The 22,111-nt window shown below is 49.2% G+C and carries 17 protein-coding genes; 9 read left to right on the top strand and 8 right to left on the bottom strand.

Annotation, left to right across the window (positions count from 1 at the left end; genetic code table 11):
- Positions 1-65 precede the first annotated feature (65 nt).
- From CF168_RS06680 to pfaD, 3 genes are all read left to right on the top strand, one after another.
- Positions 66-2,330 (top strand): PfaB family protein, encoded by a 2,265-nt coding sequence (locus CF168_RS06680; RefSeq protein WP_167373691.1) that lies wholly within the window; start codon positions 66-68, stop codon positions 2,328-2,330.
- Complete coding sequence (locus tag CF168_RS06675) at positions 2,327-8,236, top strand: beta-ketoacyl synthase N-terminal-like domain-containing protein (RefSeq protein WP_089067389.1); 5,910 nt, start codon at positions 2,327-2,329, stop codon at positions 8,234-8,236. The genes CF168_RS06680 and CF168_RS06675 overlap by 4 nt, the downstream gene beginning before the upstream one ends.
- Before the next feature lie 128 nt (positions 8,237-8,364).
- Positions 8,365-10,011 carry an eicosapentaenoate synthase subunit PfaD gene (gene pfaD / locus CF168_RS06670; RefSeq protein ID WP_089067388.1) on the top strand — a complete coding sequence of 549 codons (1,647 nt, stop codon included), beginning with the start codon at positions 8,365-8,367 and terminating at the stop codon, positions 10,009-10,011.
- 297 nt (positions 10,012-10,308) lie between these two features.
- On the opposite strand, the gene CF168_RS06665 is transcribed toward pfaD, so the two are convergent.
- Entirely contained in the window at positions 10,309-10,830 is a 522-nt protein-coding gene (locus CF168_RS06665; protein ID WP_157705929.1) for a hypothetical protein, read from the bottom strand.
- Between the two features lie 422 nt (positions 10,831-11,252).
- Here CF168_RS06665 and CF168_RS06660 point away from each other — a divergent pair, with 422 nt between their 5' ends.
- The 3 genes from CF168_RS06660 (at position 11,253) to CF168_RS06650 (ending at position 13,498) form a co-directional block, all read left to right on the top strand.
- The gene (locus tag CF168_RS06660; protein ID WP_089067386.1) at positions 11,253-11,429 is read left to right on the top strand and encodes a DUF1328 domain-containing protein; all 177 of its coding nucleotides are present in this window, start codon (positions 11,253-11,255) and stop codon (positions 11,427-11,429) included.
- Between the two features lie 22 nt (positions 11,430-11,451).
- Positions 11,452-11,646, top strand: coding sequence for a hypothetical protein (locus CF168_RS06655; RefSeq protein WP_011623423.1), 195 nt, complete (start codon positions 11,452-11,454; stop codon positions 11,644-11,646).
- Positions 11,647-11,800: 154 nt separating this feature from the next.
- Positions 11,801-13,498 carry a diacylglycerol kinase family protein gene (locus CF168_RS06650; RefSeq protein ID WP_089067385.1) on the top strand — a complete coding sequence of 566 codons (1,698 nt, stop codon included), beginning with the start codon at positions 11,801-11,803 and terminating at the stop codon, positions 13,496-13,498.
- Between the two features lie 74 nt (positions 13,499-13,572).
- Here CF168_RS06650 and CF168_RS06645 read toward each other — a convergent pair whose 3' ends face one another.
- Positions 13,573-14,982 (bottom strand): sigma-54 interaction domain-containing protein, encoded by a 1,410-nt coding sequence (locus CF168_RS06645; RefSeq protein WP_089067384.1) that lies wholly within the window; start codon positions 14,980-14,982, stop codon positions 13,573-13,575.
- Between the two features lie 253 nt (positions 14,983-15,235).
- On the opposite strand from CF168_RS06645, the gene CF168_RS06640 reads away from it, so the two are divergent.
- The 3 genes from CF168_RS06640 to CF168_RS06635 all read left to right on the top strand — a co-directional run bounded on the left by CF168_RS06640 (position 15,236) and on the right by CF168_RS06635 (position 16,521).
- Positions 15,236-15,700 carry a hypothetical protein gene (locus CF168_RS06640; RefSeq protein WP_089067383.1) on the top strand — a complete coding sequence of 155 codons (465 nt, stop codon included), beginning with the start codon at positions 15,236-15,238 and terminating at the stop codon, positions 15,698-15,700.
- Positions 15,701-15,707: 7 nt separating this feature from the next.
- Positions 15,708-15,869, top strand: coding sequence for a hypothetical protein (locus CF168_RS22295; RefSeq protein WP_157705926.1), 162 nt, complete (start codon positions 15,708-15,710; stop codon positions 15,867-15,869).
- A gap of 103 nt (positions 15,870-15,972) precedes the next feature.
- Complete coding sequence (locus CF168_RS06635) at positions 15,973-16,521, top strand: BON domain-containing protein (RefSeq protein WP_089067382.1); 549 nt, start codon at positions 15,973-15,975, stop codon at positions 16,519-16,521.
- Between the two features lie 149 nt (positions 16,522-16,670).
- Here the strand turns inward: CF168_RS06635 and CF168_RS06630 are convergent, their stop codons facing one another.
- The 6 genes from CF168_RS06630 to CF168_RS06605 form a co-directional block, all read right to left on the bottom strand.
- The gene (locus tag CF168_RS06630) at positions 16,671-17,087 is read right to left on the bottom strand and encodes a DUF3224 domain-containing protein (RefSeq protein ID WP_086902346.1); all 417 of its coding nucleotides are present in this window, start codon (positions 17,085-17,087) and stop codon (positions 16,671-16,673) included.
- Positions 17,088-17,211: 124 nt separating this feature from the next.
- Complete coding sequence (locus CF168_RS06625) at positions 17,212-18,021, bottom strand: hypothetical protein (protein ID WP_167373586.1); 810 nt, start codon at positions 18,019-18,021, stop codon at positions 17,212-17,214.
- A 165-nt stretch (positions 18,022-18,186) separates the two neighbouring features.
- A complete protein-coding gene (locus CF168_RS06620) occupies positions 18,187-18,777 on the bottom strand; it encodes a histidine phosphatase family protein (protein ID WP_089067381.1) in 591 nt (196 codons plus the stop codon).
- A gap of 69 nt (positions 18,778-18,846) precedes the next feature.
- Complete coding sequence (locus tag CF168_RS06615; protein ID WP_232015306.1) at positions 18,847-19,455, bottom strand: histidine phosphatase family protein; 609 nt, start codon at positions 19,453-19,455, stop codon at positions 18,847-18,849.
- Positions 19,456-19,554: 99 nt separating this feature from the next.
- On the bottom strand, positions 19,555-20,598 hold the full coding sequence (locus CF168_RS06610; RefSeq protein ID WP_089067379.1) for a porin: 1,044 nt from the start codon (positions 20,596-20,598) through the stop codon (positions 19,555-19,557).
- Positions 20,599-20,688: 90 nt separating this feature from the next.
- The gene (locus tag CF168_RS06605) at positions 20,689-22,032 is read right to left on the bottom strand and encodes an MFS transporter (protein ID WP_206191659.1); all 1,344 of its coding nucleotides are present in this window, start codon (positions 22,030-22,032) and stop codon (positions 20,689-20,691) included.
- Between the last annotated feature and the right edge of the window lie 79 nt (positions 22,033-22,111).

Genomic DNA, 22,111 nt, shown 5'->3' with positions numbered 1-22,111 from the left:
CACTAAACAGTCCGCATCCCAATGCCAAGCCACTGCGAATAGCCGTATGGCTTGGTGATGGGTGGATGCAGAGTGTGCTTAGCCATGCACCAACCGATGTCAGTAAGCTGCAGCAGTTGATGGCTTGTCGAATTAAGCTCAATGTTGAAGATAAGCCACTAATTAATAAGTCAGCCGATGAGCCAACACTGGTCGCCTTGCTCACAGAGCAACTCGACCATATTGCGCAGAAACAACTTGTTGAAATTCGCTTTGAATATCAGCAGCAAGCACGTAGTCTTTATCTGCTCGATGGACTAATGGCAGCGCAGTTACACCTGCATGCCGAGGCTTATATTTCAGCATTCGCGCAAATCCAAGCTGAAACAGCCGAAGAAACAAATACAATCAATACAAATACCGTCGAGCGCTGCTTAAACAGCGCTTTTAGCTTGGCGAAACGCGATTGTTCTCAGGCAGTTAATGGCTACGCGCAGGCAGGCAATCTTGCCAGTCAGTTGAATGTATTATCTCAAGCGGTTGAGGCGTTAAGTCATCGCAGTCTCAAAGGCATTGAACCAATGCTTGATGCCGCTGATGCAGCGCAACTTGCTGAACGACTCGCTGAACAACACGCTGAACCGCGCGCTGAAAAGCCCGTAAAAACCGCACAGAACGGCTATTGGTTTACCAAGCCCCATCAGGCAAGGGTGTTAAGCCTAAATCTCTTGGGTAAAGTCCCTAAAACTCAAACAGCCCAAAGCCTTATCTTGACCCAAGGCACTCGGCTTATCGCTCAGCCGTTGCTCAATGCTAACAGACTGTTTATTCCCATCAGTGGCAACACGCTTGAGTCTTTAACGGTACAGTTATCACAACTGATTGATTCATTAGAGTTATCGGCAAACTTTCCCGATACGGATTGGCTCAGCAGTCAAGGCAGTGATTGGTTTAAGCGCTATCAAGCACAGGATAAATTAGCTTTAGTGCTGATGGCTGGCTCAGTTGAAGAGCTAATGCAAGAAGCCAAGGCGATGCGCGCTTATATTGAAAAGACGCAACAGACTCCTGCGCCAGCGCCAGTACCAGCCCAAACGCCATCGGCCAATCTAGCCTTTAAGACCCCTGCGGGCAGTTATTTTACGCCAACACCCCTCGGCGATACGGGCTTAACCTTTGTCTACCCCGGCGTTGGCACGGTTTACCCGAATATGTTCAGCGACTTACATAGCTATTTCCCTGAGCTTTATCGCGAGCTTGAACGCGAAGGGGATTTAGCCGCCATGCTGCAGGCCGAGGCGATTTACCAAAGCGCAAATAATACGAAAAGCACAGAAAAAGATTCGGCAGAGATGAGCTTAAGCCAACTTGCGATTAGCGGTGTTGGCGCCAGTTACCTATTTAGTCGGCTGTTGACTCGAGTCTTTAATATCCAACCGCAACTCGCTCTAGGCTATTCCATGGGTGAAGCGGCCATGTGGGCAAGTTTGGATATTTGGCAAACGCCACATGCCCTGATTAACGCCACCCAAAACAGCGCCATCTTCAATCAGGAGATTTCAGGCCCACTGCTTGCGGTGCGCCGCGATTGGCAGTTGAGTGAAGATGCACCGCTAGTGTGGAATAGCTTTTTAGTGCGAGCCTCTCGCGCCGAAATTAATACCCTGCTGACTGATTTTCCACGGGTTTATCTGGCGATTGAACAGGGCGATACCTGTATTCTCGCGGGCTGCGAAGCAAGCTGCTTACAACTCCTTAAAAGGCTGAATAAGCGTGGTATTGCCAGCAATAAAGTCACCGCCATGCATACCCCGCCCTCGCAGTCACAGCACAGTGCTATCCAAGGGTTTTATACCTTGGGCATAAAGGCGAATGCCTGCGAGACTCAGGTGCGTTTTATTAGCGCGGCGCAGCAAAGCGCCGTCAGCATCGATAGCCAAAGCATTGCCAAGAGTATTGCCGACACCTTTTGTGCGCCGCTGAATTTTACCGCGCTGATTAACGCCGCGTATCAACAAGGTGCGCGCTTATTTGTCGAGGTGGGCGCCGATCGGCAAACCAGCACACTTATCGATAAAATCGGCCGCCAACTAGAGTTGGGCGCCGATGGCGTTCAAACACAGGAACAACCGATATTAGCCATGGCATGCAATGCCAAGGGCAGCGATACGATCACCAGTTTACTCAAATGCTTAGCTCAACTTATCAGCCATAGAATGCCACTCTCCCTTGCGCCGCTTATGCCTCAATCGGCAGATAAGGCTACAGCGAAAACGATAGCGCCACATTCAGCCAGCGCCAGCGCATTAGGCCATTATTCAAACGTATTCCAAGAAGGAGAACCCCTTTGAGTTCTCAAATGCATGCTCACCCGACTCAGCAAGACAGCACAGCTGTGCCAAACGACCAGCGCCAAAGCTCAAAGGCGATGCCAAAGATTGCCATCGTCGGCCTTGCCGTTCAGTATCCCGATGCCGACACACCTGAGCAGTTTTGGCAAAATCTGCTGGATAAAAAAGATTCCCGCAGCCAAATCGATGCGGCCAAACTCAATGCCAATCCAGCTGATTACCAAGGTGTTCAAGGCCAAGCCGACCGATTTTATTGCGACAAGGGCGGCTATATCCGCAACTTTCGTTTTGACCCACTGGGTTATCAGTTGCCGCCGACGGCCTTTGATGGGCTCGATGAAAGCTTTTTATGGGCATTAGATTGCAGTAAAAAAGCCCTGCTGGATGCGGGTGTGGATTTAACGGCGCCATTACTTGAACGTACAGGGATTGTAATGGGCACCCTGTCGTTCCCGACCGCAAGCTCCAATGAATTGTTTTTACCGATTTACCATCAAGCGGTTGAAAAGGCATTAAAAACTAAGCTTAATCAATCCGAATTTGCTCTAGCGCCCTTCGCCAATGCGTCGATGGTAGGCACGCAACAGGCCGCCAACGGCGCCATTGCCCACACGGCCTCTAAGTTGTTAAGCGATGCCCTCGGTCTTGGCGGCGCGCAGCTCAGTCTCGATGCAGCCTGCGCCAGCTCAGTCTATGCCCTTAAATTGGCCTGCGATTATTTAACCACGGGCAAGGCCGATATGATGCTCGCAGGCGCCGTATCGGGCGCCGATCCCTTCTTTATCAATATGGGATTTTCGATTTTCCACGCCTATCCAGACCATGGAATTTCGGCGCCTTTCGATAGCAATAGCAAAGGCTTATTCGCGGGCGAAGGCGCTGGTGTATTAGTGCTTAAGCGTTTAGAGGATGCCGAGCGCGATGGCGATAATATTTATGCCGTGGTCAGTGGTATTGGATTATCGAACGATGGCAAGGGCCAATTTGTCTTAAGCCCCAACAGTAAGGGCCAAGTGCAAGCCTTCGAGCGTGCCTATGCCGCCGCCAACACGCATCCGAGCAATATCGAAGTGATTGAATGCCACGCCACCGGTACGCCACTGGGGGATAAGGTTGAACTCACCTCGATGGAGCGTTTTTTCGAAGATAAACTCGGCGGCACTAAGGCGCCGTTGATAGGTTCGGCTAAATCCAACCTTGGACATTTGCTCACCGCTGCCGGCATGCCTGGGATCATGAAAATGATCTTCGCCATGCGCTCAGGGCAGCTACCGGCGAGTATCAACCTCAAGGCGCCGATTTCATCGCCTAAGGGATTGTTTAGCGGTAATAATATCCCCTCTCAGTTGCAGGCTTGGCCCGATAAAACAGGCAACGATCGTCGCCATGCGGGGGTGTCTGTGTTCGGTTTTGGCGGCTGTAATGCCCATCTGTTGTTGGAATCCTATCAGCCAACAATTCACAGTGCCGAAAAGCAAGCCAACAAACCTGTTTATCAGCAGCAAGCATTAACCGTTATCGGCATGGCGTCGCATTTTGGGCCTTTGGCCTCCATCAATGCGCTGGATAAGGCGCTATTAGCTCACACGGATGCCTTTATCCCGCTGCCACCTAACCGCTGGAAAGGCTTAGATAAACACCCCGATATCCTTAACCAATATGGCCTAAATCGCGCGCCCAAAGGCGCCTATATCGAGCAGTTTGATTTTGACTTTTTACGCTTTAAAGTACCGCCCAATGAGGATGACAGGCTGATATCCCAGCAATTGTTGCTGATCAAAGTCGCCGACGAAGCGATTCGCGATGCCAAGTTAACCGCGGGCAGCAAGGTCGCGGTGTTAGTGGCGATGGAAACCGAGCTTGAACTGCACCAATTCCGTGGCCGGGTGAATTTGCACACCCAACTTGCGGATAGCTTAAAGAAACAAGGCGTTCACCTCTCCAATGATGAATACCTTGCCCTCGAAGCTATCGCCATGGACAGCGTGCTCGATGCCGCCAAGCTCAATCAATACACCAGCTTTATTGGCAATATTATGGCGTCGCGCATCGCCTCGCTGTGGGACTTTAACGGCCCGGCCTTTACCATTTCAGCCGCCGAGCAATCGGTCGCTCGCTGTATCGATGTGGCGCAAAACCTACTGTCCCAAGAGGCACTCGATGGTGTAGTGATTGCCGCCGTGGATTTAAGCGGCAGTGTTGAACAGGTCATATTGAAAAACGCCGAAGTCGCCGTTGATCTCGATGCCAACAGCGCGAATCCACAGTGGAAGGTGGGTGAAGGTGCGGGCGCTATCGTGCTGACCAGCCAGCAAGCGAGCAACAGTCAACAAGCGAGTAACAGTTCTCAAAAGGGCTACGGCCAAATTCGTGGTCAAGCATTTGGCACACATCATCAGCTGCCCAAGCTGCTTGATTCGCTGATAACCGAAACGGCTATCGCCAATCCTTCAGTGCCCGCTGCCATCCATATGGTTGAGCAATGTATTGCCCCAGAAGAGCAACTGCCAGCGGAGCAGCTATTAGCGCAGCTTAATCTTATGGGGACGCCATGCAATCGAGTCGCCAATACCCTTGGGCATAACTTTGCCGCTGCGGGTATGGCCAGTCTTTTGAATACCCTGTTAAGCCTAAAGAACGGGTCTGCGGCTTCAAATAAAAACACCGATAAGCAGGCATTAGTGTCTACCCAAAGCCAAGGGGTGAGTTCGCTGCTGCTGTTAAGCCAAACGGCAACGCAGGCGGCGCAACTAGAACAGCGCCTTGCGCAGGACTTAACCTTGAGTGAGCAAAAACACTTAATCAAACCGGTGACGCTCGGTGGCCGCGATATCTATCAACATATTGTGGATACGCCGCTGCCCGCACTTGCCACTATCCAAGGCAAAATGCGCCAGTTGCAGCCTTTAGGCCAACAGGCAACACAAACTGTAGCCACAGTGCGCGCAGCACTTGATACCACGGCTGAAAACGCCACCCCATTTGCCACACCAATAGCAGTAGAGAGCGGTATGTCATCTAACGCACCACACCAATATTCGGCGGCGCCCTTGGCGCAGGATAGGGCGTCGCAGGATAGCGCGGCACTGTTACAAAACCAGCAATTGGCCCGCGAAGCTCACCTAGCCTTTTTACAGAGCCGTGAGCAAGGGCTCAAACTGGCCGATGCGCTGTTAAAAGCGCAATTGTCCCAGACGACACAAATGGGGTCTGTTGCACCCCATGTTGCCACCAGCGCCAATGTTGCTCCCATCGCAGCGCAGCAAGCTGTATCAGTCCCAGAACTAAAACCAGATCACGCAAATGTCGCTCCCTATACGCCACCCATTCCTGCGGCTAAGCCCTGCATTTGGAACTATCAGGATCTGGTGGAATACGCCGAGGGCGACATTGCCAAGGTCTTTGGTGCCGATTACGCCATTATCGACAGCTACGCACGCCGCGTGCGTCTGCCAACCTCGGATTATCTGCTAGTCTCGCGGGTGACTAAGCTCAACGCGCAAATGAACCGCTATCAGCCGAGCACTATGACCACAGAGTACGACATTCCCATGGATGCGCCCTTCTTGGTCGATGGCCAAATTCCGTGGGCGGTGGCAGTCGAATCGGGTCAGTGCGACTTAATGCTGATCAGCTACTTAGGTATCGATTTTGAAAACAAAGGCGAGCGCGTCTATCGCCTGCTCGACTGCACCCTCACCTTCCTTGGGGATCTGCCCCGCGGCGGTGACACCCTGCGCTACGATATCTCCATCAACCACTTTGCCCGTAATGGCGATACCCTGCTGTTTTTCTTCTCCTACGAATGTTTCGTGGGCGATAAGCTGATCCTAAAAATGGACGGCGGCTGCGCGGGATTCTTTACCGATAAAGAACTGGCCGATGGCAAAGGGGTGATCCGCACCGAGGCCGAAATTAAGCTGCGCGAGCAAGCACAAATTGCACTGGCCAATGAATATGCGCGAAACGGCAATCAGCCACGCTTCACACCGCGACTTAACTGCGCGCAACCGGTCTTCAGCTACGGCCAAATCCACCGTCTACTGAGCGCTGACATTGGCGGCTGTTTCGGCGGTGAACATGCGGCCCATCAGGCGAAGTTTGGCCTCCAACCTTCACTGTGCTTCGCCTCGGAAAAATTCCTGATGATCGAGCAAGTCAGCAAGCTCGAAGTGCATGGCGGCGCATGGGGCTTAGGCTTGATTGAAGGTCACAAGCAATTAGCCCCCGACCATTGGTATTTCCCCTGCCATTTCAAGGGCGACCAAGTGATGGCCGGCTCCCTCATGGCCGAAGGTTGTGGTCAGTTACTGCAATTCTTTATGCTGCATATTGGTATGCACCTTGGGGTGACTAACGGTCGTTTCCAACCCCTTGAAAACGCATCGCAAAAAGTGCGCTGCCGCGGTCAAGTATTGCCACAATCTGGCACGCTCACCTATCGCATGGAAGTCACCGAAATTGGCATGAGCCCTCGCCCCTATGCCAAAGCGAATATCGATATTCTGCTCAATGGCAAAGTGGTGGTGGATTTCCAAAACCTCGGGGTGATGATTAAAGAAGAAGCAGATTGCACCCGCTATTCGCAGAGCAGTTCTTCACAAGGCAATGATTCGCAAGCTGCAAATATCGACAATCAAGCGGAACAAGCGCCACTGATGGCGCAAATCCCAGATGTTTCAGCTCCCCTGAATAAAGGCGTTGTGCCGCTTAAGCATGTAAGTGCGCCGATTGCGCCAGCAGGCTCTAAGCACGCCAACCGCGTGCCCGACACCCTGCCGTTTACGCCTTACCATTTGTTTGAGTTTGCCACCGGCGATATTGAAAACTGCTTCGGCCCCGATTTTAGTATTTACCGTGGCTTAATCCCGCCACGTACGCCCTGCGGCGATCTGCAACTCACCACCCGAGTGGTGGCCATTGAGGGCAAACGTGGCAAACTGAAAAAGCCATCCTCCTGTATTGCCGAGTATGAAGTGCCCAGCAACGCGTGGTATTACGCTAAAAACAGCCACCCGAGTGTGATGCCCTACTCAGTGTTGATGGAAATCTCATTGCAGCCCAATGGCTTTATCTCGGGCTATATGGGCACGACCTTAGGCTTCCCGGGGCAGGAGTTATTCTTCCGCAACCTCGACGGCAGTGGCAAGTTACTGCGCGAAGTGGATTTACGCGGTAAAACCATAGTCAACGATTCGCGCCTGCTGTCCACCGTGATTGCTGGCAGCAATATCATTCAAAACTTTAGTTTCGAACTGAGCTGCGATGGCGAGCCCTTCTACCGAGGTAATGCGGTATTCGGTTACTTTAAGGCCGATGCGCTTAAAAACCAGTTGGGGATCGACAATGGTAAAATTACCCAAGCCTGGCACATTGAGCACGATATCAAAGCCGACAGCCAAATCAATCTGTTAGATAAAAACGGCCGCAGTTTTGTGGCGCCGCAGGGCAAGCCACACTACCGCCTAGCAGGTGGGCAGCTGAACTTTATCGACAAGGCCGAAATTGTAAAAACTGGCGGTAAGAAGGGAATGGGATACTTGTACGCCGAGCGCACTATTGACCCGAGCGATTGGTTCTTCCAGTTCCATTTCCATCAAGATCCAGTGATGCCAGGCTCACTCGGCGTCGAGGCGATTATCGAATTACTGCAAACCTATGCCATAGACCAAGACCTAGGCGCAGGCTTCAATAATCCGAAATTTGGCCAAATTCTGTCAGAAATTAAATGGAAGTATCGCGGTCAAATTAATCCATTAAACAAACAGATGTCGCTGGATGTGCATATCACCAGCATTGAAGATAAAAACGGAAAACGCATCATCAAAGGCGATGCCAACCTGAGTAAGGATGGCCTGCGCATTTATGAGGTAACCGATATCGCAATCTGTATCGAAGAGGCATAGCGCTAGCGCCTAACTTGCGGCATTAGCCAAAGTTAGCTTAAACAGTACACAACAGCCGCAGTGCAAGGGAATAACCCCACTGCGGCAAACAAATTCAGGCCCCAAACACCTAAAAGTGAATAGCCCAAATGACGAATACCACACTCGATAATAATAAGCTCAGTCCTTGGCCATGGCAGGTTGATGAAGCCGCCATCAGTTTCGATATCGATTCCCTTGGCAAAAAACTTAAAGATCTCAATCAAGCCTGTTACTTAGTCAATCATGCCGAAAAAGGCCTAGGCATAGCCCAAAGCGCCGAGGTGGTGGGTCTTGTAGAACCCAGCAATAGCTTACACAAAAGCAATGGTTTGCATCCTGTGAGTGCCTTCGCCCCCGCCCTTGGCACCCAAAGCTTGGGCGACAGTAATTTTCGCCGTGTGCATGGGGTGAAATACGCCTACTACGCGGGCGCCATGGCCAACGGCATCGCCTCGGAAGAGTTAGTTATCGCCTTAGGTCAGGCGGGCATTCTGTGCTCCTTTGGCGCGGCAGGGTTAATTCCATCGCGCGTTGAAGCCGCGATTAAACGCATTCAAGCGGCATTGCCCAATGGCCCCTACGCCTTTAACTTGATCCACAGCCCGAGCGAGCCAGCGCTTGAGCGTGGCAGTGTCGAACTTTTCCTTAAGCATCAAGTGCGTACGGTTGAGGCCTCGGCCTTCTTGGGCTTAACACCGCAAATCGTCTATTACCGAGCCGCAGGCCTTAGCCGCGATGCCAACGGCGAGATTGTGATTGGCAACAAAGTGATTGCTAAAATCAGCCGTACCGAGGTGGCGACCAAGTTTATGGAGCCAGCCCCGGTTAAGATGCTGCAACAATTAGTGAACGAAGGGCTTATCAGCGAAGATCAAATGTTGATGGCACAATCTGTGCCCATGGCCGATGACATTACCGCCGAAGCCGACTCAGGCGGCCACACCGACAATCGCCCTCTGGTCACGCTATTGCCGACCATTTTGGCGCTAAAAGATACCATTCAAGCCAAGTACCAGTACAAAACGCCGATCCGTGTGGGCGCAGGTGGTGGTATCGGCACGCCCGATGCGGCGCTGGCGACCTTTAATATGGGCGCAGCCTTCATTGTCACTGGCTCAATCAATCAAGCCTGTGTTGAGGCAGGAGCCAGCGAACATACCCGCAAATTGCTCGCCACCACTGAAATGGCCGATGTGACTATGGCGCCCGCCGCCGATATGTTCGAAATGGGCGTTAAGTTACAAGTGGTTAAGCGCGGCACCCTATTCCCGATGCGCGCCAATAAACTCTACGAAATTTACACCCGCTACGATTCGATTGAGGCGATTCCAGCAGAGGAAAGACAAAAGCTGGAAGAGCAAGTGTTTCGCGCCTCATTAGATGAGATTTGGGCAGGCACTGTGGCGCACTTTAATGAGCGCGATCCTAAGCAAATTGAACGCGCGCTGGATAATCCAAAACGTAAAATGGCACTGATTTTCCGCTGGTATTTGGGTCTTTCGAGCCGCTGGTCAAACACAGGTGAAGTTGGCCGCGAAATGGATTACCAGATTTGGGCAGGCCCCGCCCTCGGCGCCTTTAATGCCTGGGCAAAAGGTAGTTATTTAGATGATTATCGCGAGCGCAATGCTGTGGATTTGGCTAAACATTTGATGCAAGGCGCGGCCTACCAAGCACGGATTAACCTGTTGTTATCCCAAGGGGTAAGTATTCCAGTCAGCCTGCAACGCTGGAAACCACTGCAGCGTTGCTAATTCGCTTTGGTAAACTTTATTGAGCGGGTTAAGTGAACACTTAACCCGCTTTTTTGGGTTAAATTGGGGGGTAAATTTGGGGTTTCATTTTTGGCTCTATTACGGGTTTAGTTCCGCTCGGCATTGTCGCTTTCAATCAATCGAATAAATAATGCCAAAAGCCGATTGGAGTTCCGTTTCCGCTCTGCATTGTCACTTCAGTGGCACGCCGTAAACCCATCCTTGGGGGCTCAACGGAAAAATCCCTTTTTCCGATGTCCACTGCCGTGACAATGCTCGCCTGCAACAGGCCTAAAATTACACCTTATCGATTTTTAATATGCCATTTTTAAAGTTAGGCAGATAGAGAATAGAAACGCACTGACCATTTTGAATAAATGATTCGTGGTTTTTATTTGAAAAGAAGTAACTTGCAGTAACGTAGTCATTGTATGCAAAGCGTACACCCGATACCGAAAATGATTCCTCTCTGCTAGCGCTTTGGTTGACTTGATAATTCTTTATACATCCAGAGATCACCTGCGTTTTATTTTCCAAAACAGATTGTTGAACTTGGTAAATATCGAGATACATAGAAAGAGTCACGAAAAAACCGAGTAGGATAAAGCTAAAACTCAGCACAAAAATAGTGCTTGGTTTTAAGTTAACGGTTTGCGAAATATGTTTTATGAAAGGCGTATATGTATAAGCAACAATAAACATAACAGATGCAATGACAAAGCCTATAAGACTAGCAGGATCTGAACTGAGCGCTTCGATTTCGCTTACGTAGTAGGAGTTGCTTGAAGGAATTAACATATTATAAATGTGTGACTCCATGGGTCTAATAGCATTGGTTTTGCAAAAAATTAGCTCTCACTTTTAAATCAACAACATAATGCCATTTCGACCTACTCTCAAGCCATTATGCTGTTCTCGCAATTATCTCACTGCAACTCTTACCGAATCGCAGGTAAAAATTGCCTATCTCGCTTATATCAGCCAATCCTCCCGCCAACACAGCATTTAAAAATTACACTAATAATCAGTAAATTAGCCAATAATCTCAAAGTTGGCATTAAGCTCGCAATATCTCCTTTGTGAGTTTATTGCTGGATTGAGTGATAACGGGATGTAAGACGCAACTTAGCACATTCAACTTACTTCACTAGCTCTCAACAACGAACTCCACTAGCTCGCTCGATGTAAACATGCAGAGTGAAAGAAGACAGAAAAACCGAAATAAGACAAAGGAGGTGGCTATGTTAGGTTGGACCTTAATGTTTCTGGTTGTGGCCATTATCGCCGGACTGTTTGGATTTACGGGGATCGCTGGCGCCGCAGCGGGGATCGCAAAGATTATTTTCTTCTTATTTATTGTATTACTTGTGATTTCCCTGCTGGTCAATGCCCTTAAGGGCAAGGTACCACGCGCTTAAATTGGATAAAAGGAGAATCGATATGAAACCTATGACCATGATTACCACTGCATTTTTAGCCTTATTATTAACCTTTGGACTGTCAGCCTGTAGCGACAATCACGCCGAGGACGCAGGCGAAAAAATCGATGAAGCCATCACAGATACCGGCAATGCGATTGAAGATGCCTGTGAAGAACTGAAAGAAGGCGTTAAAGCGAAAGATACCCGCTGCTAGGACGGATGACGGAGAGTAGTGAGCCCCGCAAACGAGCCTATCAGGGGAACCACAGTTCAATTGAGTACCACCGAGCCACTTTATCGCGACAGCTATTGGTCACGATAAAGTGGGTTTCCCTGAGGCTCGCCGCTTATCAATGGAGGAGATGCCAATGCTGAGTAGGATCCACATTAAGTATTTCTACCTGTTCGGAGCACTGTTATTTGGCTATTTTGCCGTAACGGGCCACTCCCCTATCCTCACCTTTATTTGGGCATGGAGCAGCCTATCCCTCGCCCTTGTCGGCTCGGCCTATTGGTTTAATCTCGCCAGTATTTTTAGAAAACGTCAGGATGGATCCATCCCTTGGTATATCCGTTGGGGCTTTATTCCATTTTTATTAGGATGCCGACTCTATAATCTCTGGGCTCGGCGCCGCGATAGCGTGCCTTCAATGCAAGCCATTGATAAATATCTATACTTGGGTAGCCGCTTAAGCGCTGCCGATTTACCTAAACTGAATCGTTATGGCATTACCGCTATTTTAGATGTCACCGCCGAATTCGACGGCCTCGATGTGTCCCTGTATGAGGATCATATCGACTATCTGAATATCCCTATTCTTGACCACAGCGTGCCAACTAGCGCCCAATTAAATCAGGCGATTAACTGGTTACACCGTCAAGTACGCGCCCAAAAGCGGGTATTAATCCACTGTGCGCTCGGCCGCGGGCGCTCCGTAATGGTGCTGGCCGCTTATCTTATGTGCCGCCGCCCCGAGCTCAGCTTCGCCGAGGTGCTGCAACAGATTAAAAGCATTCGTAAAACCGCAGGGTTAAATCGCTGGCAACTCAAAGCGCTGGAGCAGATGTACACTCAAGGGGAAATCAAACTGCATAAGCGAGCCTGGATTATCGCCAATCCCGTCTCTGGCGCGGGTAAATGGCAGAGCCATGGCGAACAAATTTGCACTGAGCTGAAACGCTATTTTGAGGTGCAGTTAGCGCTCACCACGCCAGAGATTAGCGCCCAAACCCAAGCGAAAAAAGCCCGGCTTCAGGGCGCCGATATCATCATCGCTTGCGGGGGCGATGGCACAGTCACAGAGGTCGCGGCGGAGATTATCGACACCGATATCACCTTAGGCATTATCCCGCTAGGCACCACTAATGCCCTGTCACACGCCCTCTTTGGTTTAAGCAGTAAGCTCAATGCCGTCTCCCAAGCCCTTGATAATATTATCCAAGGCCAGACACAGACCATAGACACAGCGCGTTGCAATGCGCGACTGGTGTTACTGCTGGTCGGCATTGGGTTTGAGCAGCAAATGATTGAGTCGGCGAGCCGCGAGCGTAAAAATGCCCTCGGCCAACTCGCCTACCTCGATGGTTTGTGGCGCGCGGTGAACACCGACACCAACCTCGAGTTGCAGCTGACTTTAGATGACCAAACCCCAATGACAGTGCAAACCCACAGCCTAGTGGTTGCCAATGCCGCACCTTTTACCAGCTTACTCGCCCAAGGTAAGGGCGAACCCAATATGACCGACGGCTTGTTGGATATCACTTGGTTAGATTCAAATAATGAGCCGAATGAACAGCTTATCAGTCTGGCTGAACTGGCTTTTACCGGCTGGATTAAAGAGGCCGCCAATAGCGACTCTGCGCCCTCGGCCAACACGGGTAAAGTGAAACATGCCCACGCGAAAAAGGTGAAGATCAGCAGTCAGCCCCCATGCAAGTATGTGATTGATGGCGAGATTTGTGAGCCGGAGCAACTCAATATCGATATCCTGCCCGCCTCTTTGAAGGTGTTTGTGCCCTATCAAGCGCAAAATGCTGAACCGCAGTTAGAGCCCCAAATAAGCTAACACATTCAGAATCAACTCTGAATCAAAAGCTGAATCAATGCATTAGCTTATTTTCAGGCATTTTATGTAGGTCACTACTTGGCGACGCTATTGCTAACGGAATCTTCGCTAACGGCATCAACAACAGTTTGAGCATCTGACTCCTGCTCATATTTACTGAGCTTGTTATAGAGGGTTTTAACGCTGATCCCAAGCTGCTCGGCGGTGTCGGTCTTATTGCCCAGACTCGTTTCAAGCGCTTGGTAAATGGCGATTTTTTCCAGCTCCTCAAGGCGCATACCTTGGGGGATCACGACATTTTCCTCTGCAGTCGCCTCTTTATCCAAACTGGGCGTAAGCTGTAAATGCTCAGGGGTAATCTCATGGTCCGCCAGAATATAAGCGCGCTCGATAGCATGCTTTAACTCGCGCACATTCCCCGGCCAAGCGTGGGCCGCAATCGCCTCTAAACTTGAGGGCGAGAACACTTTACTCTGTTTTTCTGCCGCATTGCGATAGGCCAGAAAATGCTTCGCAAGTCCGACAATATCTTCCCCACGCTCCCGCAATGGCGGCACTTGAATGGGGAAATGCGCTAAGCGAAAGTACAAATCTTCCCGCAGTTGTCCTTGCTCAATCGCCACTAAAGGATCGCGGTTTGTCGCCGCCACAATACGCACATTTGCCTTGAGCACCTTAGGGCTGCCGACGGGACGATATTCATTATTTTCGAGCACTCTTAACAGCTTAACTTGATGCTCTAGGGGCATTTCGGTGACTTCATCGAGAAATAAGGTGCCGCCTTCGGCCTGCTCAAATACCCCTTGATGATCGCGATTCGCGCCAGTGAAAGAGCCTTTTACATGGCCGAAGAGTTCACTATCAACCAATTCTGGGCTCAAGGCGCCGCAGTTAATCGCAATATAGGGCTTATTCACCCGCGGGCTGGCTAAGTGAATGGTATTGGCGACCAGTTCTTTACCCGCGCCACTCTCACCGATAATCAACACATTGCTCTCGGCGGCCGACACGCGGCGGATAGTGCGATACAAACGGTGCATAGGTAATGAGGAGCCCACCAGCAGACCATATTGGTCTAATTCGCTGGCAAAGGGACGAATGCGCGTCGAAGTATTGGCAACTAAATGCTGGGCAAAATCCGCTAAGGTTTCGCACAGCAACGACATATCGATGGGCTTACGGAAATGGTAGCCCGCGTATTTGGACAAGAGTTTATCGAGGTGAGGATTCGGCAGGCCATCGGAGAGAAAAATAAACTCCACATCCGCAATGGCGCTGGACTCGAGTAAGGCTAAATAATCTTCACGGCTTAGACGGGGCAGCTCAATGATCGCCACATCGATACGATTGGCCTCCAGCTGACTAATCCAAGATAAATCATCGGTACTGCGTAGCTTGTTGTAGGTCTGCGCGCCCTCGAGCTGTACTAATGCCTGCTCGGTCTCGAAGTCCTGTAGATGATAGAAAAGCGTTGGTCGGATCATCTTGTGCCACTCCCTGTGAATGAAGCACCACTGTATGCCAGCCGTGAAATTTTAACAATCTCAACGGTAAGAGTTGCCGATAATAAGCGAGGCACTGGCGACAATGGATAAATATCATCAGTTAAATCAATCCATTAACTTATCATTAAAAAGTGAACGAAATATGCATAGAAGCTGAATGAAACTGAAATTTCCATAAAATGTTGGGCAATCCGTGTCGGCGGAGCAGCCCAAACTACCACAGGAGGTCGTTATGACGTCTAATGTTGCGCAACATCAGACCGAGTTGAGCGCCGATATTAAGCTGGTTAATGAGTTAATCGAGCTGACCCAAACCGGCGTGGATTTTTATACTCGGGCCAATACCACTGTCGATGACTACAGCCTTAAACGCATTTTTATTGCCCAAATCAAGACGTATCAAGGGATGCTGGCGCGATTTAAGCAATTGCTCACCCAATCATTACAACAAATGGGCCAGCATTCGGTGCCTCCATCACAGACTCGGCCCTATGCCGATGTCGATGCTTTACTTATTAAACAGCAACTCGCCGATGCCCTCGCCGTGCTCTGCGAGCTTGAGCGTCAGCGCCTTAATCACCTCAAACAGCTAATTAAAAAAGCCAATCACCCAAGGTTAATCAGCCAATTGGCCGAGGATATTGCCTGGCTACAAATCCATTTGGATACCTTACACCTGCGTAGCCAAGCCCAGTAAGGCGGCCATGCCATCCAATAACGCGGCTAACAGAGCCGCGTTTTTGTTGCCTGCGATCTATTTGAGCTTAACGCCTATCCCACTTAAGCCAAACCGCTTAATCACCCTCGGTAATATTTACATTTTGTCGGTAAAAAGCGCCGATTTGCCGATTGAGCCAAACACCTAAAACAGGGCGCCAATCCAATTAATTATATTTAAAATCAGTAGGATAAAAACATTGGCACGATTCACGCTTTAGTTCCTTCGAGATAACAACGGAGGATATCATTATGAAAAACACGACAACTTTAGCTTTAACCACCTTACTTGTCGGTTCTATCAGTTTAAATGTGGCCGCCGCACAGGATTGGAAAGACGATGCCAAAGATGCTTGGCTAGATGGCAAGGCCGAAACGACTTTGTTGCTCAATACTAACCTCAACTCCTTTGACATTATGACCGACGTGAAAAACGGTCATGTCACCTTAACCGGTCAAGTGGAGAGCAGTGTCGATAAGGCGCTCGCCGCTGAGCTCATCAAAAGCTTAGATGGCGTAAAAGGGGTCGATAACAAGTTAACCGTGATGAAAGAAGACGAAGGCACCAATGAGGTGGTGAAGACCTTAACCGACTCTAAGGTCGCAACGGTCGTAAAAACCCGTCTGTTGTTCTCGACCGACGTATCGGGCACCCAAATTAACGTCGACGTTGCCGATGGCGTAGTGACCTTACAGGGTGAAGTGGCTAGCGATGCCGAGCGTCAATTAGTCCTGACCATTGCTAAAAATACCGATGATGTGAAAAAGGTCGTCGATAAAATCAAAGTCAAAACCTCATAATGGTCCCGACCATTCAGCCCTTGCTAATTCAGCTCTTGATAACTCAGCTGTTGGTAACTCAGCTGTTGGTATTAGTCACTCGGGCAAAAACCACAAAACCAGCTTCGGCTGGTTTTGTTTTATTGGCGCGATGTTATGTTCATCATGCCTTAGGCTTCGGCTTCCTGTTCGAGGCAGAAGCTAAATTCATAAAAATGTTGGCCATTTTCGATGCTTATCGCCATAGTGCCATATAACCCAACGAGTTCACCCGCGCCAGAATGGGGGACAACCTCAAGGTGTAAACGGTTTTGCCCATCGGTCATAATGCCAAAATGTTGCAGCACAAAACTGCCCTGCCTGCCGCACAATTTACCTACGACTTGCTCTATCGCCACGTATCCTGCCGAGCCTTTTACCGCTGTCATGGCACTGAGCATTTCGCCTTGGCTGCGGGCTTCAAGCTCACCATAAAAGCTTTTATCTAAGGTCATTCTGCCCAAGTTCACCCCGCCTACACCTGTGGCATAGGCACTCTCGGGATTGAGCTTAACATCAAATTTGCCCGTGACTTTGGTCATTTCCATGACTCGCTCCTTGTTTTAATTTTATGCTTTATGCCAAAACCTTAGCTTTCCCAGCCGCTAGGTGAAATAAATACCTCAGCCGTAGCTGAGGTAAAATTAACTTAGCATAAGCCCAGATATAAACCTAATGCAGTGCTTTGATTTCCGACTCACTCACACCGACTTCAAGGGTTTTCGCCACCTTAGGCTCCTCTGCCATAGGTTGGCCCGCCGCCCTGTCACGGTAGGTGATGGCGACTTTATATGGCGCCTCAAAGGGATACACAGGCTCGATATTATCGACTTCGATACGATCGCCAATAAACACACTGCCTAAGTGCACTAATCGATTTTGAGCATAATCTAAGCTAAACAAGCCAAGGTACCAAAATACCCCCGAACCTTGATTCGTGACGATATAAGGCGCCACAAAAGGCATGGTTTGCTGCTTAGGATCGTCCTGCAATGGCGCATCGCTTTGGGTATCAGGCTCTAATGCTGGGTCAAAATTAAGCGGCGTAATCCGCATATAATCCAGCAATACCCGACCCTTTTCTTCACCTTGTTGATAATCCCCCAGCGCAAATTCCGTTTGCTTGATTTTAATAAAGTGCGTCAATACCACTGGCAGTTGGCTATCGGGCAGCTTTACTTCAAAGGGATTGGCCGTATTCAAACTAAAGAGTTTCAGCATCACCTCGGAGGCATTCGCCACCGGTTTGACCTCACTTGGCACCACAGATTCGATGGCATCTTCGCTGGAAGATAATGCCGCCTCTTTGGCTTTTGCCTTCGCATCGGCCTGCGCCATGGCCTCATCGTATTGCAGTACTTGTCCATCTTCCATGACCATGTAGATATCATCATTGGTCATGTTAAAACGATAAATGCCCGCGGCTAGAATACTGAGCACAAGGACAGTCGCCGCTATCGTTAATTTAACAAACATACTCATCCGCTCCCCCAATGCGCTTTACTCGCGCTTTTTACCTAACTCAAGCTCTGTGAATGTCGGAGCAGTATTACAGATACTGAGTCAAAGCGGAGCGGGAAAAGTGTAAAAAAATAACACTATTTGGCAATTTGTCAGGTTAAGTTCAGCTAATCTTGCCCGCTCCACTCATAGGCACTGAATTTTGGTCACCTTGCCATCTTCAAGCTTAAAAAAGGCGTCCTGCGGCATCTCCTGCGACCATAGCGCCTGATAATCCAGATTAGCGTAAATCCCGCGGAACACTGCGCCAGACAAGGCATGGGATACGATGATCACCCGCTCCGGCACGGTCGGATCCTGCAACCAATCTTGAATGCGCTCACTGATACTGGCGAACGTCTCCGCATTCGGCGCATAGGTATACCAATCGGCCAGCGCATTTAACTCAGGTTGGTTTTGCTTGATTTCGGGCACGCGCTGCTGCTCCCAATCACCTAGACCAAGCTCCTTTAACCGCTCATCTTGTTGTAGACGTTCAACGGGAAAGCCGATTTGTTGGCAAATGATTTCGGCGGTTTGCACCGCTCGTCCTAAGGGGCTCACATAAAATGCCCAGTCCTGTGGTTCTTGAACATACTCACTCAATACATAACCCACGGTTTTCGCCTGTAACTCACCGAGTTCGGTGAGCGGCGAATTGCAATGTCCCTGCAAACGTAGCTCTGCATTAAACTGTGTTTGCCCATGGCGTAATAAATAAATCGTTTTGCTAGTCAATGTAATAACCTAAAAATCAGATAAATGATGTCAATGCGTATTTTGCCAATGTCTAATGTTACCAATGCCTTAGGCAACACTTTGGCATTGATAGTGGGAGATATCGTTATTGAGGATCAAATGGCATCCCTTGGCATCGGAATGTAAGATGCTCAAACTGGCTGGCCGGATGGAATTCCACTTAGTTTCAACGTTTTGCTCGCTTAAGAAATGGTTCGTCAATAACTTCACCATCAAGGGTTCCATCACAATAAGCACATTGCCTTTGTATAAGGCACCGATATTTTCGACAATCTCTAACAGGCGTTTTTCGACTATTTTCAATTGCGCATGGATGGAAGAACAAAAGCCGCGGGATTGCGCCATCATAGTATAAATACACAGGGATAAATCAAAGCATTCGCCGTTAATGTCAAAGTCGGACTTAAAATCGGCTAAGGCTAATCGTTTGATTACAGAGATAGCGCGCTTTCTATTTCTGTTTAAGATTTCAGCCGTCTCCATCGATAAGGGTGAAGAACAGGCATACACCATCTCAAAACGTGTGTCCCTTAAGGAGTGCGCCAGCATATTCACATGCACCTCCCCAAGGCTGGACAAGGTTGCCTGAGAAGGTACTGACGGTTGGAATGCTTCTACTGCTGCGTCTCCCTGACTAATTAAATATAGATTGGCCAATTTAATCACCTCTACTGCGCCATTAAGTTGGAAAGTGAGCCGAGTGTCTATTTGCTAACGCACTCGGCTTGAGTTGAAACGCTTACAAAACGGAAACGCTTAAAAAACGTAGCGAACACCGACTGTGAATACCTTATCGTCGCCAATGTCTTGGGTAATGCCAGACATTTGATACTCACCCTCATACATAGCGTAATGGGTATACACACGGGTCGATTTGGTCAATTTTTTCTCTGCGCCAAGGGTTAATTGGCTGATATCCACATCCGTTATCTGCTCATTTGGGCCAACGAGCTTAGAAAAATAACCGCCCAAACCCGCGTTGTCTTGGCCAAACTCGGCCTTTAATGTGGTGCCCCAGAGGTCGTAGGTGGCGTTAATGAAATAGGAGTTACCCTCCATATTGGAAAATTTTAAGCTTTCGGTATGTTGAAAGATCCCACCCAGTTTCATGTCGCCAAACTTAACTTGGGTTACAAACCGATAGGCATCGATATTGGCGATCCCTTTATTGATGGCGGCGGCAACATAATAAGGCGCCTTTTTAAGATCTTTATCCCCAAGCGTGGTACTTAGGGCATACAGCTCATTATCGGCGCCATAGTTATCCTGTAATAAATAAGTTGCGTTAATATCCATCAGGCCGAATAACTTAGGCGAGTAATACCAAATACCATCGGCGCTACGCGTCTGCCCAGAGACCAATTGATTAATATCCGCATTGGTCGTTCCAAAAATATCGACTTTGCCTTCGGCGGTTTTGAAAACCGTATCATTGCGCCCGACAAGCAAGGTGCCGTAGGCCGTTTCGACACCTAGGTAAGTATTTCTCGCCGAGAATACCTTGCTGGAATCGTTCGCCCGATTAGAGGTGTTGTTAACGCCAAACTCCATCTTGTAGATGACATTAATGCCATCACTGAGTGCCGATTTACCCTTAACGCCAATATTGGAAGAATTGTTTTCAAGATAGGTGCCGCTTTCCCCCACATCAACGCCACTGGTACCGCTATAAACGGTTGAACCTAATTCGGAATGGGACACGGATAAATCCAGACGACCATAGACTGCGGGTGACTCATCGGCCATTACAGGTAATGAAGACACAGCAAGCACTGAAGCGGTTAATATGACTTTTTTCATCGTGTTTCTCTTACTTAGTTTGAGATTAATGATTGAGAAGAAACGCTTTTAAAGAGGTCATGGTGATTAGCCATGACCTCGTCAGGCTAATCAATCAACGACAGTGACTTTTTTCGCCCGCCATACCGAAGCGGCCAGCACAATCGAGAGTACGGAAGTACCAATCCAGAAATATTGCGCACTACCGAAGTCATAATGCTTAACACCAGCCACTTCAGTAACCAGGATTAATTTAGAAGAAACAATCTCTTGTATAGAGGCTGCGAGATAAGAGAACAGTCCGATAAAGCCTTTAACTGCACCAACAGCGTTTTTAGGCATTAAGTCACAGGCCGTTAAACCAGCGAGGAACACCACCAGACCACCGATAGAGAAGCCGATTAAACCTAGGCCGAAGGCATCCATCATGCGGCTATCAGAACCCCAGAATAACAAGCTCATACCTATGATATTGGCAAGACCGTATAAGAAGGTCGGAATGTGACGGTTAGCATTGAAGATTTTGTCTGAAATCACCCCAGATAGGATGGCGCCGAAGAATCCCGCGATGGGGTAAGAAGACATAGCCACACCCGCGTCGATCAGGGAATAGTTCTTCTCTGACTGCAGGTACAACACGGCCCATGAACTCATGGCATAACGTGATGAGTACATCGCCGCACAAGCTAAGGCGATAATCCAAACCACTGGTTGTCTTAATACAAAGAATTGCGCCTTACGAATAGCGGCGGGATCATGGCCTTTTACTGATTCAGGTTCTTCGCCATATGCCGTTGCAGGATCGGGTAAACCGTAGGTACGTGGGCGGTCTTTTAACAGGACTAACATACAGGCTGCGGCGGCAAATGCAGCAATACCTGCGCCGACAAAACCTATCTTCCAACCGAAGAAACTGACTAATGATGCCGTTAAAATCCAGCTGATGGCTTCACCAATGTTACGTGAACCGCCCCAAATGGAATACACACTGCCCCGCTGTTTAGGCGAATACCATTGGAAAATCGACACACATGAAGGCGCAGAGCCCACAGATTGGAACCAGCCGTTCATCCCCCACAGGATCACGAAGAATAAACCGGCAACGCCCATCCCCATGGCCATACAGGTAATGGAGGAAAGCATGAGCGACACAGACATAAAGCGGCCAATGTTGGCATAGTCCGCTAAGAAACCGTTGGAAAACTTACCTATGGCATAGGTAAAGAAGAACGCAGAGCCCATTAAGCCCAATTCTTCAATGGTCACTATACCCGAGTCGAGCATAGGTTTTTTCACCACACTCAACGCCATACGCACTACATAAAACATGGCATAGCCGAACACTAAGCCAATAAAAACTTGCCACTGGTATTTTTTATAAATCGAACGAATTTTTTCGGGCGTTTCGTCCATAATTGGTCGGTCGGCACCGGTTTGGAAGAATTTTTTTATCATAGCTTGCTCCAACAGTTGGAAGTCTAGTTAGCCAAAAAATAACGATGCACATACCAAAACCCGATGTAACATCATTTTC

Origin of the sequence: Shewanella bicestrii (assembly GCF_002216875.1) — a bacterium.
GTDB lineage: Bacteria > Pseudomonadota > Gammaproteobacteria > Enterobacterales > Shewanellaceae > Shewanella > Shewanella seohaensis.
This window is presented reverse-complemented; position numbering and strand designations above follow the sequence as displayed.